The sequence below is a fragment of the Nocardia sp. NPDC058176 genome (assembly GCF_042883805.1).
GTDB lineage: Bacteria > Actinomycetota > Actinomycetes > Mycobacteriales > Mycobacteriaceae > Nocardia.
In genome coordinates, this window is the sequence record NZ_JBHVVA010000003.1 from 18,084 (window position 1) to 31,590 (window position 13,507).

At 67.2% G+C, this 13,507-nt stretch carries 10 protein-coding genes; 2 read left to right on the forward strand and 8 right to left on the reverse strand.

Features of this window, described 5'->3' with window-relative positions; genetic code table 11:
• Positions 1 to 27 precede the first annotated feature (27 nt).
• The 3 genes from ACFVVM_RS18260 to ACFVVM_RS18270 all read right to left on the reverse strand — a co-directional run bounded on the left by ACFVVM_RS18260 (position 28) and on the right by ACFVVM_RS18270 (position 6,570).
• Positions 28 to 3,024, reverse strand: a complete 2,997-nt coding sequence (locus tag ACFVVM_RS18260) for a tetratricopeptide repeat protein (RefSeq protein WP_387619349.1) — start codon at positions 3,022 to 3,024, stop codon at positions 28 to 30.
• A 415-nt stretch (positions 3,025 to 3,439) separates the two neighbouring features.
• Entirely contained in the window at positions 3,440 to 4,042 is a 603-nt protein-coding gene (locus tag ACFVVM_RS18265; protein ID WP_387619352.1) for a Uma2 family endonuclease, read from the reverse strand.
• Positions 4,043 to 4,203: 161 nt separating this feature from the next.
• Entirely contained in the window at positions 4,204 to 6,570 is a 2,367-nt protein-coding gene (locus ACFVVM_RS18270; RefSeq protein WP_387619354.1) for a tetratricopeptide repeat protein, read from the reverse strand.
• 149 nt (positions 6,571 to 6,719) lie between these two features.
• Here ACFVVM_RS18270 and ACFVVM_RS18275 point away from each other — a divergent pair, with 149 nt between their 5' ends.
• Positions 6,720 to 7,646 (forward strand): hypothetical protein, encoded by a 927-nt coding sequence (locus ACFVVM_RS18275; RefSeq protein ID WP_387619357.1) that lies wholly within the window; start codon positions 6,720 to 6,722, stop codon positions 7,644 to 7,646.
• Between the two features lie 4 nt (positions 7,647 to 7,650).
• Here ACFVVM_RS18275 and ACFVVM_RS18280 read toward each other — a convergent pair whose 3' ends face one another.
• The 3 genes from ACFVVM_RS18280 to ACFVVM_RS18290 all read right to left on the reverse strand — a co-directional run bounded on the left by ACFVVM_RS18280 (position 7,651) and on the right by ACFVVM_RS18290 (position 9,402).
• Positions 7,651 to 8,520 (reverse strand): ATP-binding protein, encoded by an 870-nt coding sequence (locus ACFVVM_RS18280; protein WP_387620848.1) that lies wholly within the window; start codon positions 8,518 to 8,520, stop codon positions 7,651 to 7,653.
• 289 nt (positions 8,521 to 8,809) lie between these two features.
• A complete protein-coding gene (locus ACFVVM_RS18285; protein ID WP_387619360.1) occupies positions 8,810 to 9,127 on the reverse strand; it encodes a hypothetical protein in 318 nt (105 codons plus the stop codon).
• Complete coding sequence (locus ACFVVM_RS18290; protein WP_387619363.1) at positions 9,124 to 9,402, reverse strand: hypothetical protein; 279 nt, start codon at positions 9,400 to 9,402, stop codon at positions 9,124 to 9,126. The genes ACFVVM_RS18285 and ACFVVM_RS18290 overlap by 4 nt, the downstream gene beginning before the upstream one ends.
• A gap of 83 nt (positions 9,403 to 9,485) precedes the next feature.
• Between ACFVVM_RS18290 and ACFVVM_RS18295 the strand changes: the two genes are divergently transcribed.
• Entirely contained in the window at positions 9,486 to 10,799 is a 1,314-nt protein-coding gene (locus ACFVVM_RS18295; protein ID WP_387619366.1) for a hypothetical protein, read from the forward strand.
• A 118-nt stretch (positions 10,800 to 10,917) separates the two neighbouring features.
• Here the strand turns inward: ACFVVM_RS18295 and ACFVVM_RS18300 are convergent, their stop codons facing one another.
• Together ACFVVM_RS18300 and ACFVVM_RS18305 are read right to left on the reverse strand one after the other, a co-directional pair.
• Positions 10,918 to 12,432, reverse strand: coding sequence for a class I adenylate-forming enzyme family protein (locus ACFVVM_RS18300; protein ID WP_387619368.1), 1,515 nt, complete (start codon positions 12,430 to 12,432; stop codon positions 10,918 to 10,920).
• A gap of 180 nt (positions 12,433 to 12,612) precedes the next feature.
• Entirely contained in the window at positions 12,613 to 13,368 is a 756-nt protein-coding gene (locus ACFVVM_RS18305; RefSeq protein ID WP_387619371.1) for a glycosyltransferase, read from the reverse strand.
• Between the last annotated feature and the right edge of the window lie 139 nt (positions 13,369 to 13,507).

Consider the following 13,507-nt stretch of genomic DNA (forward strand, 5'->3'; position numbering starts at 1 on the left):
GTGACAATGCCCTGTGTTCTCGCTCGTTCACTGCGGATCGATGACGGCCTTCGGGTCGCCGATCGAGCGGTGGTCGGCGGTGGAATGGCTGGGGCGGAGAAAGCGTTCGGGGTCGGGGAGTAGCTGGTCGTAGGTGATTGGCGTGTCCGCTGGGTCGCTGGTTTCACCGCGACTGCGGGCGATGCTGGTGCGGGTGGCGAGAGTGGCCGGGTGGTCGGGGCCGAGGGCTCGGACCTGTTCGGGGAGTAGCTGTTCGAAGGCATCGAGTGCTGCGGCGGTTTCGCCGGATCGGGCTCGCCAGGTCGCGATGTTGTAGCGGGTGCGCAGGACGTCCGGGTGGTCGGTTCCGAGGACTCGGATCTGATCGACGAGCAGGCTCTCGGAGTCGGCGATCGCGCTGTCGAGGTCACCTGATCCGCCGCGCCAGCTCGCGATGTTGTTCCGGGTGCGTAGCACGTTGGGGTGTTCGGCGCCGAGGACGCGGGTCTGGTCGGCGCGCAGGCTCTCGAGGGCGGCGCAGGCGCCCGTGACGTCCCCGGATTGGCCGAGGCGGGTCGCGAGGTGATGGCGCACCGCGAGGGTGTCGGGGTGGTCGGGACCCACCAGGTGGCGCAGATCGGCGAGGAGCTGTTCGGCCGCGGTGTACGCGCCGGTGATGTCACCGCATTCACCGCGGTAGTAGGAGACGCTGTGCCGGGTCCGCAGGGTGTCGCGATCGTGTTCGCCCAGTTCACGGGATTGATCGGCCAGGAGTCGTTCGAAGGAGGCCAGTGCGCCGATGACGTCGCCGGTTCTGCTCCGGCAGGTGGCGATGTCGTGGCGGGTGCGCAGGGTGTCGCGATGGTGTTTGCCCAGCACACGGGTCTGGTCGGCCACCAGCTGCCGGAAACCGGTCAGCGCGCCGGACACTTCGCCCGACTCGCCCCGCCAGTAGGAGATCCGGTGGCGCGCCAGGAGAGTGTCGGGGTGGTGCGCGCCGATCACGGCCAGCAGTTCCGGCAACAGGGCGCGCCATCGTGCGACGTTGTCGGCCGGGCGGCTGCTCTCCAGCGAGTCGAGCAAGGACACGGCCTCGGTTGTGCGGCCACCGAGTGCCAGATGGCGGGCGCCCGCTTTCGCCCGATACGCCGGCATTCGCGCGGTTTCCGTCGCGGACAAGCTGTCGGCGACGGCCAGGTGCGCCGTCTCGATGCCGGTATCGATGTGTTCGATGATCGGCGCGGCGAATGCCCAGTGCGCCAACCCGATTCGCTCGTAGTCGGTGCTCGGCGCCGCACGGGCGACGAGTGCCCCCAGCGAGGTGACGAGGTCGCGCAGACCCGGTGTCGACAGGTCCGTCCCGAGTGCCGCGAGGGCATTGCGGGCGATCTCGACGGGTAGTACCGGTCCGACACCCGCGGCAGCGAGCAGTGCGAGGAGTTGATCGAGGTGTTCGCTCTGCGAGCCCGTGCTGTGCTCGGATCGCGCGGCCGCGTCGTCGATCCGTTGCCGGACGGCCTGCGCCAGGATGGAATCGCCGCTGGTCGACCAGTCGGCGGGCGGCTGGGAGACCTCGGTGAGCAGCCGGGCGATCAGCCACCCGCTCACCATCGGCGCGTCCGACCGGATCGATTCTCCGAAGGTGTTCGCCGGCAGGTCTGCTCGCAGTTCGACGACGGCGTCGATCACCGTCCGCACCGATGGCAGCTCCACCATCACGGCCCTACCGTGCGCCAGTCGTGGATCGTCCTCGACGCCGGTGCCTCGGCGTACTCCGGCGATGACGCACAGGTCGGGTAGTGCGTCGTTGCGGGTCATCGCCGAGATGGCGGTGATCAGTGCCTCCCGATTGCCGATGTCGGGCTGGTCGAGACCGTCGACGATGAGGTGGAAGGGCTCGTCGGTCGACATCGTCGTCAGAGGGAGCGTGACCAGGCGGTCGAGTGCGCCCAGCGAGCGTTGCTGATCAGGAGTCAGCGAGCGCGCTGTGGCCGCCGCGGCTTCGGCGAATCCGGGCAGGGTCCGGGAGAGCTGGGTGGTGAGCTCCTCGGCCACTGATTCCGGACTGCTCGCCGCATCGAGAAACACTGCGGCGCAGATGAATTCCGCCGGAATTGTTCGACGGACGGTCGCGCGCACCAGCATTCCCATGATCGCCGACTTGCCGGACCCTGCTGGTCCGATCGCCATCCGCAAGCGGTGCGGGCCGGCGACGAGCTGCTGGATACAGCGGCGGATCTCGCTGGTGAGGAACAGATCTCGGGTCAGTTGATCGATCAGCGCCGCGGAGGGCCGCCCAGTCACCGCATCGGCCCTGGCCCAGTTCGGTACCAGCCACAGGCCTGGATCGCCGCCCCGGGTGGCCAGCGCCGCGCCCGACATCGTCAGGCTCATGTGGCCGGGCTCCTGTTTCCGGCAGCCCGCCGCGATCGGCGTCTTCAATGTGTCGACAAAGATGTGGCTCTTCCCGGCCGGGTCGCCGGTGCGCAGTGTCTTGACGACCGTGCGGGTGAAGCAGGCGTCGAAGGCGGTGCTCTCGTCGGCGGAGGCCGTCAGCAACTCCATTCGCGCGGCGTTGCGGGGGATCACGCTCAGCCACTGCTGGCCGGCCCGGGTGATCGCCCGTCCCGAGGCGCAGGCGTCCACCATCACGATGAGCCCGTCGAGCTTCCCGCGCCCCCGCAGGTTGAGTCCCTCTTTGATCTCGTGTCCGAGATCGAGTGCCGTTCCAGCCATGGGCAATTCGGGTGAATCACGCGCCAGCAGATAGTAGGCACCGGCCGCGTCGTCATGGACACCGTGCCCGATGAATCCGATGAGCAGCGTGGCCTGCCGTGCGGCAGCGGTCGCGAACGCCTCCGCGACCGCTGACCGTAATTGTGCGTGCCCCGGATTCACCAGTGGCCCGCCCCCATCGCTCACCGACGCCCACCCGCCGTTCTCGCACAGCTCACCCAGCAGCTGACGAGCCAACCCCGCGATGTTCCTGATCTCCGGAAGTTCGTCACACTGCGACGCGACCACCAGCGCCAGCCTCCCACCCATCCCCAGAACCTAGCGCGGGCCGAGTCCGCAGACGAGTGTTCAGCACCAAAACATCTCCACCAGTGCGGATTTTGCATACCCCAGCACTGGACCATCGAAGTCCTCTCGGTGATCTGCCGCTTCACCTGAGCAGGAACCATCACACTCGAGCAAGCCGCCCGAGCCGTCACCGCCCCGGAAAGCTCGATCCAGAAGTCCCTGTCACTCGCGTTCCCGGAATCTGGGACCTCCGCGACAACCTGACCGCCTACGACGCGGCGTACGTCGCAGCAGCGGAGCCATATGGCTGCGGGTTGCTCACCACGGACTCGCGACTGGCGAACGCACCGGGAATCACCTGCACCGTGTGCGTTCTGCGCGTGGTGGACTCGCGCTATGCCGATGGTGCCGCCGACAGTCAGGAACGTGTCGGCAGCTAGGGACGATGCAACGCGTCGAGGGTGATCGCCAACGTGACCGGAGTATCCAGAACCAACGCCGTACGGTGAACTCGGTGCGGCATGTACCGCATCCCGGACCAGTCGAGCCGATACTCCTCGATCCGGTCGATGAGCTCCCAACTCTTGTCGAAGTGCACGATCAGATAGACCGGGATGCCAGCGCGGGCGTAGAGCTGGTATTTCACACCGGTGTCACTGTCGACGGTCTCACGCGAGGCGACTTCGGCGACCAGCGTGATGTGGTCACGAACGGTATTGACGTCGTAGGGTTCGCAGTCGCGCACGAAGACGTCCGGGTACCGGACATTGAGTCTGCGGTCGGCAGCTCTGTCCTCTGCATCGGCGAATCGCACCGCCACGTCGGAGCCGATCCGCAGGCAGGGCCCGGTGGGATCACGTGCGTCTTCGAGTACGGCTGCCAGGCGACGCACCACCCGGCTGTGCGCCTCTCTCTGGCCCACCGCACCCACCACGAGCCCGCCGATGATCTCGAAGCGACCCAAGGTGCTGCCGAGCACGTCGGGCTCAGCAGCGAGAAACTCCTCGTCGGTGATGCGCTGCGGTTCGTCCGGAGGCACTGCGATCAGGGTCACCTCCTAGTCGTCACAGACGAGCCCGACCGTACCGCTTGCCGTGACAGCAACGATCCAGCGGTCGCGCACAGCCGACTTCTCTGAATGGTGCCGCAGCCGACAACGCGCCGCCCGACAGCCGTACAACGTCCGCGATCGACACCCAACTACCCGAGGTCCTCTTCGAGGTGCGCGATCCACTGGCGGGTGGTCAGGGTGTTGGGGTGGTCGGGTCCGAGGATGCGTTCGTAGTCGGTCAGGAGTTGGCGGAAGGCGGCGAGTGCTGCGGTGGGTTCCCCAGTTTCGCCGAGCCAGCCAGCGATGTTGTGGCGGGTGGCCAGGGTAGCGGGGTGGTCGGGTCCGAGGATGCGTTCGTAGTCGGGCAGGAGTTGGCGGAAGGCGGCGAGTGCTGCGGTGGGTTCCCCGGTTTCGCCGAGCCAGGAGGCGATGTTGTTGCGGGTGGTTAGTACTTCTGAGTGGGCAGTCGGTGCGATTTCCGGCAGGAGGGCCGTCCAGCGTGCGAGGTTGTCGGCGGGCCGATCACTGTCGAGCGAGTCGACCAACTTCAACGCTTCGCTGGATCGGCCGCCGAGGGCGAGGTGGCGGGCACCGGACTTGGCCCGGTAGTCCAGGAACTGTTGGGGGTCGTCAGGATCGAGGTTTTCGGCGATGGCGAGGTGGGCTGCGCGAATGTCGGTTTCCAGGTGGTGCTGGATCGGGTCGGTGAAAGCCAAGTGGGCGAGGCCGATTCGTTCGTTGGGGGTGCTTGCGGCAGATCGGGTGATGAGGACGCCCAGTGATGCGATGAGGTCGCGTAGTTCGGCTTCCGACAATGTGGTGCCGAGTTTGGTGAGGGCGCGGCGGCACAGCTCGAAGGGCAGGGCGGGGCCTACGCCGACGGCGGTCAGGATTGCCAGCAGTTGGTCGACCTGGGTGGCGGACGTACTCGTGTGCTGCTCGCCTGTGGCAGGAGACGACGCGTCGGCGATGCGTTGTCCGACCGCGTCGGAAAGCGTCGACTCGGTGGCACTCGACCAGTTGTCCGGGAGCTGGGAAACCTCGGTGAGTAGTCGCGAGATCAACCATCCTCCGGAAATCGTGGTATCCGGGATAGTGGTGGTGTCGACATCGGCCTCCGATAATCCATCTCGAAAGGAGACTGTGGCATCGACAATCGCTCTGGCTGAGGGCAATTCGACGGCGATCTGCACGCCATGTGTCAGATGCGGATCGTCCTCGACGCCGGTGCCGCGGCGAACACCGGCGATCACGCACAGATCGCCCACCGTGTCGTCGCTGGTCATCGCGCCGAGTGCGGCAACAAGCGCGTCCCGGTTACCTCGGTCCGGTTGGTCGAGCCCATCAATGATGATGTGGACCGGGCGCGTGGTCTCCACCAGGGCGAATGGCACGAGCACGAGGCGGTCGAGTGCGCCGAGCGTGCGCAACTGCTCCTCGGTGAGTGTGGCCGCGGTGTGCTCGGCAGCCTCGGCGAAACCGGGCAGGGTATTGGTGAGCTGGGCGGCCAACTCCTCGGCGACCGACAGCGGGCTGCTCGCGGCATCGAGGAATACCGCAGCGCGAATGTATTTGCGCGGGATGATTTCCGGCTCGCATGCGCGCACCAGCATTCCCATGATCGCGGACTTCCCCGATCCCGAGGGACCGACCGCCAACCGCAATCGTGGCGGAAAGTGTGTGACGAGTTCGGCGAGGCAGCGCGAGATGTCGGGTGTCGAGCGCAGGTCTCTGGTCAGCTGGTCGACGAGTTCGGCCGAGGGTCGCCCGGTCAGGCAATCCGCGAGGGCTCGATTCGGCACCAACCACAGGCTCGGGTCACCGCCGCGCAGGGCCCGCGCGGCGCCTGACCTGGTGAGACTCAGGTGCCCGGGGTCCTGCTTCGCGCACCCCTTCGCGATCGGCGCGCGCAGTGAATCGACGGAGATCTGGCTGGCACCGGCCGGGTCGCCGGTCCGCAGTGTCTTGATGATCGTCCGGGTGAAACAGGCATCGTAGGCGGGGCTTTCGTCGGCGGAGGCCGTGAGCAACTCGAGCCGCGCGGCATTGCGGGGGATCACGCCGAACCACTCGTTCGCGGCGACGTCGACGGCCCGGCCCGAAGCGCACGCATCCACGATCACGACGAGCCCGTCCAGCTTGCCCTTGTCCTTGCGGTTGAGCTCGGTCTGGATGCGGTAGCCGAGGTCGATGGCGCGATCCCCGTCGGCGATTTCCGGGGAGTCCTTGGCCAGCAGATAGAACCGGTGTACGGCAGCATCGTGATGGCCGTGGCCGAGGAAGCTGAGCAGCAGCGTGGCCTGTTGCTGTTTAGCGGTGGTGAAGGCATCGGAGATCGCGGTGCGAAGGTCGGTGTGGTCGGGGTTGATCAGTGGTGCGCCGTCGGCGGTCACCGATGCCCAGCCGCCTCGGGTACTGAGCTCGTCGAGCAGGTCCCGTGCGAGCGTGTCGATGTCTCGGATACCTGGTAGTTCATCGCATTGCGACGCCACCACCAGCGCCAACCGTCCGCCCATTCCCCGAACTTAGCGCGCACCTCGCTTTGCCGCCGCAGCTCACCCGAAAACATTGCTGCCAGTCTGGTTTTCACACAGCAACCACATGGCGCAAGGCCGTCCGCGCGGGCACAATCGACGCGCACCACCCACACACTCAGGGGGTCGACTTGTCCGACATCGTTCTCGTCCACGGCATCGCGCAGGAGCAGTATTCCGCCGACCTGCTGGAGAGTCGTTGGCTACCCGCGATGGCCGGTGCCGTTCGGCTGGCCGGGCACCCCGACCTTGCCGACAAGTTGTGGCGCGACAAGCAGCCCGGATCGGTCGATTCGCGGATGGCCTTCTACGGCAATGCCTTTCTCGCCGAAGGCGCCCAGGGTGGTGGTGAGTCGGCATCGCTGGACTCGTCCGAGCTCGATTTCGCCGAAGAGCTCGCCGAGATCTGGCTGCGAGCCGCCGCCGACCGCGCTCCCGACCACGACGACCGCATCGAAGCCCGCCGCCAACTCGACATCCTCACCGACCACTCCGCCCAGGCGCAGGGCATCGGCACCGCACTGCGCCCCGCGGTCAACGCCCTGACCCGCCTGAGCTGGTTCGCCCCCACCGGATTCAACCTCGCCGCCCGGTTCGTCGTCCGAGCCCTCGGCCAGGTCACCAAGTACTTCACCGATCCCGCCGTCCGAGAGTTCGCCCAGCAGCAAGTTCTCGACCGCATCGGTCCCGAAACCCGTCTGGTCATCGCCCACTCGCTCGGCTCCGTCGTCGCCTACGAAGCCCTGCACCGCGTCGACCACCCTGTAGCCCTGCTCACCGCCGGTTCCCCACTCGGGCTCCAATCGATCATCTACCCCCGCCTCGAGCCAGCCCCACCCACGGTCCCACCCACCCTCATCACCTGGGACAACCTCGCCGACCGCGACGACATCATCGCCACCACCCTCGACTTGGCACCTCTGTTCCTGCCCTCCAGCACCGGAGTCCTGCCGACCCGCACCGTCGTCGACAACGGCGCTGAGCCGCACAGCGCTCTCAACTACCTGACCAAGGAACACACAGGCAAGGTGATCGCCGCCGCACTCACGGAGATGTGAGTCTTCACCCCTCCTCGTTGGGCACCGTCGCATGACCCCACAGCGCCGAGAGCGGCAGCGACAAGATGCGGTCGCCGTAGGAGAGTCCCTTGGCGCCGAGGTGGAGGACGATTCCGGCGGTGAAGCGGGAGCCGAGCTTGTCGCGCAGCCAGGTGAGATGGCGGGCGTCGTCGGAATGCGGCGAGGCGGAGGCTTTGACTTCGATGGCGTAGATGCGGCCGTCGGGGGTTTCCAGGATGAAATCGACTTCCCGGCCGTCGCGATCGCGGTAATGCATGATCTCGAAGGCGTCGCAGGTCAGGCTCTTCAACTTCAGCAACTCGGCGAAGACGAAGGTCTCGACGAGCGAGCCCAGGGCGCGCTGGCCCGGGCGACGAAGTGAATCCGCATCGGTATTGCCGAGGTTGGCGGCCAGGCCTGAGTCGGTGAGAAATACTTTGGGGGCTTTGGTGAGCCGGGACACAAGATTGGTCGACCATGCCGGAGCGCTCGCCACGAGGAAGACGGTTTCCAGGTACCGCAGGTAATTGCTGACGGTCTCGCCGCTCAGCGAGAGGCCGTTCCCGACATCGGACGCGATGAACGAACTGCCTGCCCGTGCGGCGATCATCGACGTAAGTCGAGGGAGCGCCTGTGCATGCCGGATATCGGCGAACTCCCGGATATCTCGTTCGATGATGGTCCGCAGATAGCCGGCGAACCACCGCCGCCGCGAATTCTGGTTCGCCATACCGACGACTTCCGGGAAACTGCCGGTGACGACCAGTTCCAGGTACTGATCCCTGGTCCAGGAGGAGGTGACGCCGAGAAGTTCCTGTGGCTTTCCGAGTCGGGTGTGCAGAAAGTCCTCGCCACTGCGTGTTCGCTCGGTCATCGACAAGGGCCAGAGGTCGACGAACGCCGCACGGCCCGCAGGACTCCACGCTTTCGACCAGGCTAATCGAAATCTGCCGGGACTTCATTCGAAATCTGCCGGGTACTGAGCTGGGCTTTCGCCATCTTGGCAGTCATCGCACAGGTAACCTGACCACCAAGGTCTTCACCGGGCGAGGCGGGAGACAGGCGTGCGGCAGATCGACACTGACCTCATCGGCAGATCGTCACTCAGGCTGCCCGGTCGGTTCGCTGTGGGCGGTCGGGACCCTTGCGGGATGAGCAGCCGTTCAGCTCGCCCGATGGATCGGGTGGACTCGAGATAGGGCGCGCTTGGCCTCGGCCAGCGAGATCATCTGATCCTCGTCGTCGATCTCGGCGACGGCCGCTTCGGCCCATTCGCGCAGCAGGGTGGAGACGCCGATGCGGCGTTCGTCGGCCAGTTCCTTGAGGCGGGAGTGCAGGCCCAAGGGGAGGCGGATCGACGTGGTCACCATGATGTCTTCGTTGGCGGGCAGGCGTGGTGGGGGGTCGGTGGGGGTGTCGGAGAAGCTCAGTCGATCCATGAAGTCGGCGAGTTCTTCTTTGCTGGACGGAAGATCGCTCATGATCGGGTCTCACTTTCCCACTGCTCGAATCGCGCCAGTTCCTCGGCGCGCATCGTGCGTGCGCCGATGATCACCCACGTCCAGTCCTCGCGCTGTCGTGTGACCACGATCAGCGGGCGGCCCGCCGTGGTGCGCCCCCACACCGTCAGGACGGACACCTGGCCGTCGAAGGCCGGGCGTGGCCACCGTCGTGACGCTGCGAGGACCTGCCGAACCTCGCTGGGTTCGATGCCGATCAGGTGAGCGATCGCCCAATCAGGCCACTCGAAACCCATGAGGTCCATAATACGCACGTAGTAAGCGGCAGGAAAGATGCGGATGACAGGAGCCTCGCGGCCGTCGGGCCTACGCTCGGGCCATGGGTGAAGAGGTCGTGCGACCGTTGTCGGCGGCGGAGCGGTGGTTCTGGCTCATCGATCAGCTCTCGCCCGCCAACTGTGTGGTGCGGTTGCGGGTGCGTGGGGCGATCGGGGCGTATCGGTTGGAGGCGGCCGCGGCGGCGGTGGTCGCGGAGTTTCCGCTGCTGCGCGCGACGGTGGCCGAGGGACCGAGCTTCGTGACGTCGGCTGATCCGCACCTTCCGGTTCTGCACCGCATCGTCACCGATCCCGATGAGTGGCGCACCGTTCTCGACGACCAGCTCGCCACTCCGATCGACCTGTCGACGGCATCGGGGCGTCTCATCGATCTCGCTTGGCGCCCAGGCACTTCCGAGGAATACCACGACCTGATCCTGGTGCTGTCCCACGTCCTGCTTGATGGTCGCTCGATGGCGTCCCTCGGATGGCGAATCCTCGCCTACGCTTTCGGTGCCGAACCGCCGGCGATGTCGCGCCCGCCGATTCCCGCTCCCGACGATCTGATCCCGCCCGCGCACACCGGCATGCTTCGCTGTCTGCGCGCGAATTTCGCGGGGCAGCTCACCGCCGTCGCCCGGCGCGCCACCAGTCTTCCCGGCACACCGCCGCCGCTCCCGATTCGCCGTACCCGCACGGTGATTCGCACCATCGACGGCGATCGGCTCGCTGCCTTGCGGGAACGATGCCAACGCGAAAAGGTCACCGTCAATGCCGCCCTCGCCGCTGCACTGGCGGGTGCCCTCGGCGACCTCGCCCGCCCGCACCGCTCCGGTGTCGCCGGTATCGGCATCCCCGTGGACGTGCGCTCGCGACTACACCCCGCGCCCGACGATGACGAACCCGGCATGTTCACCGCCGTCGTTCCCACCTTCGTCCCCTACGGACCCGAAAAGTCACTTTGGGACGCTGCCCGAACAGCGAAAGACCGACTCTCCCAACGCCTGAACCGCAACGCCGATCTCGCCTCCCTGGCCGCGATCCGCTACGGCTGCCCCCGCACCCTCGAATCCGGCAGGCGCACCATCGAACTCATCGACCGCCGCGCCCCTTGGAACGTCACCCTGAGCAACCTCGGCCGCCTGACCCCACCCGAAACCCCAGAGCCCCTCCACATCTCAGCCGTCACCGTCGCCGGAACCAACTCTTGCGCCAGCGCCCTCACCGTCGCCGTAGCCACTCTCGACAAAACCCTGTCGATCACCTTCTGCTACGTCGACACCATGCTCGACCACTCCACCATCGAAGCCCTGGCCGACCACACCATCGTTCCCCTGACGCGCAGCCTTCCGTTGAACACGGGCGCGCCCCGCTGAGCGTTCACCTCGGCATCAGTCGGCCTGGACGGTCGATCACCAGGCTCTGGTGGCGTTCGCCTCTCGGCCGACACTTACCTGAGAGCCTGGTGATCGCGTGTCCAGTACCGTGCCGTGCCTATCCGCGCCGGGCGAGGAGTTCGCGGAGGGCGGTGCGGTCGGGTTTGTTGGTGCGGCCGGTGACCGGGATGTGGTCGAGGACGACTATTTCGTCGGGGAGGGCGGTGGTGTCGATGAGCTGGGGGAGGCGGGTGCGCAACCGGGCGGCGACATCGCCCGCGTCGGGGTCGGCGACTACGGCGAGGATGATGCGTTCGTCGCCGATCTCGTCGGGGATGCCGACCATGATCGCTTCGCGGACGCCGTCGATGGCGGTGATCACCGGTTCGTAGAGGCCGGGGTAGATGTTGGTCTTGCCGCGGATCATCATGTCTTTTTTGCGGCCGGTGAGGACCAACTGGCTGTCGTCCCAGCGGGCCAGGTCGCCGGTGGCGATCTCGGTGAGCGGGTCGGCGCCGAGGTAGCCGCGGCAGAGGTTCGGGCCGGCGAGGACGAGTTCGCCGTCGTCGGCGATGCGGGCCACGACTCCGCGCACGGGGGTGCCGAGCAGGTCGCCGTCGTGGGCTAGTTTCGCGGCGTCGGTGGCGACGGCCACCGGCAGGATCTCGGTCATTCCGTAGATGGCGAGGAACTCGGTGTCGGGCAATGATTTCCGGGCTCGGCGCAGGAGTGCGGTGGTGACCGGTGCGCCGCCGAGTGCGACCTGGCGCAGATGTGGGGGCGGGGGGATCGCGCCGGACTCGAGTGCGTCGAGGGCGACGGCGAGATCGGCGGGGGTGTAGAAGGCGTGGGTTGCGCTGCGCAGGTTGCGGGTGAACCGGACGGGGTCGATGTGGGTGCCGAAGCGTGGATACCGTGGCATCGCCCAGCGCGCGCCCGCCATGAGCGCGGGCAGCCCCATCATGAGCTGCTCGGTGTGCAGGAAGGCGCCGGGGACGAGGCTGGTCCGGCCGCCCATCGCGGTGAGGCCGGCGCTGAGCGAAGCACGGGTGTGCACAACGGCTTTCGGCTCGTCGGTGGTGCCGGAGGTGAACACGATCAGTGCCGCGGCGTCGGGATCGGCGGGTGGCGGAGTGGTCTGGGGGGCGTCGCCGGTGATCCGGCGCAGCGGAGTCGAACCGAACGGTGTGCCCGGCAGCCACACTCCGCTGTGGATGTGGCGCACGTCGAGCGCGCCGAAACGGGGCAGCGCCAGCCCGCGCCTGCGACCGAAGGCCGCCAGGGGACCGCTCACGGTGTAGAGCAGCGATTCTGTTGCCGCCCAGGCGGGTTCGACCAAGCCGATCCGCTTCGCGAACAACTCGGGACCGACTCCGGGATCGACGAAGACGATCGTCCCGCCCACCGCGATCACCCCGAAGATCAAGGTCACCGACGACACGCTGGGCCGGATCGAGAACAGCATTCGATCGCCCGGCCGGAATCCCGCCTGGCCGAGGTTGTGCGCGACCCGCCCGATCGTGTCGACCAGTTCGCGATAGGTGAGCGCGCGCTTGCCGACCGTCCCGAGAGCCGAGGCGTCCGGAATGCGGTCGGCCTGTGCGGCGAGGCGATCCAGGAAATCGGGGCTCATCGGCTGACTCCTCGGAAGTCGGCGATCCGGCCGGCTGTGTGGTCACCGCCACGACAGTCGCGAATCGCCATCGGCGGGATGGTGGTGATGGTGGCCGCGATCATCCGGGTGGCTCGGCGGTCACCCTCGGTACCGACCTGGGCAAGGCGGTTGGCGCCAGTGGCAACGGTAGTGGCGAACTCACCGGATATCGACCACCTCGGGCCGGTACCGGTGATCGGCGTACCAGGCCAGTGTCTTGCGGATGCCCCAGGCGCGGACCCGGCGATTCGACCCGTACACCCGCACATCGCGGCGCAACCCGTAGTCGGTGGTGATCGTGCGTACCGCGTTGACCAGCGCACGGTCCTCGTGCAGGTCCTCGATCGCGGTCCGCGGGAAACCCCCTGCGGCGAGATACAGTTCGGCGGTGATCGCCATGTTGCAACCCGGCGTCATCACATAGGGCCCGAGATACTTCGGATCCCGATTGCCCGAGCGCACCTTCCCGAAGGTCGACGCCACCTCCAGCGCGACCCGGATGATGGTGCGATCGAGCCACGAAACCCCTTCGTCGGTCCGCGGAATCAACTGCCCGCTCACCAGGCGCAGACCCGAATCGAAGCCCGCCTTGATCCGCTGGGTCCAATCCGGCGTGGGCAGACAGTCCGCGTCGGTGCGCGCCACCCAGGTCGCGCCCTGCGCGATGGCGTGCCGCATCCCGGTGTCGGCGGCGGCCCCGGTGCCCTTCTGCTTTTCGGTGATCACCTCGATCGGCGGCACCGGATGCGCCGCGGCGAAAGCGCGCACGACGTCGACGGTGTCGTCCGACGAGTTGTTGTCGACCACCACGATGGTGAAGTCGGTATCGCGTTGTGTGGCAAGGGCAGCCAGCGTCGCACCGATGCCACGCGCTTCGTCGAAGGCCGGAATCACGACCCACAGTGCGCCGGTCATCGCGCCTCCACGTCGATGACGGGCCGGCCCGACGCCGACGCAGGCGCCGCCGCCGATGTCGGAGACCGACGGTGCGAGGCGATCGCTGGCCCGTGGTGTGCGGCGGGCACGCTGCCCTCGGTGACGGAGTGGCCGCTGT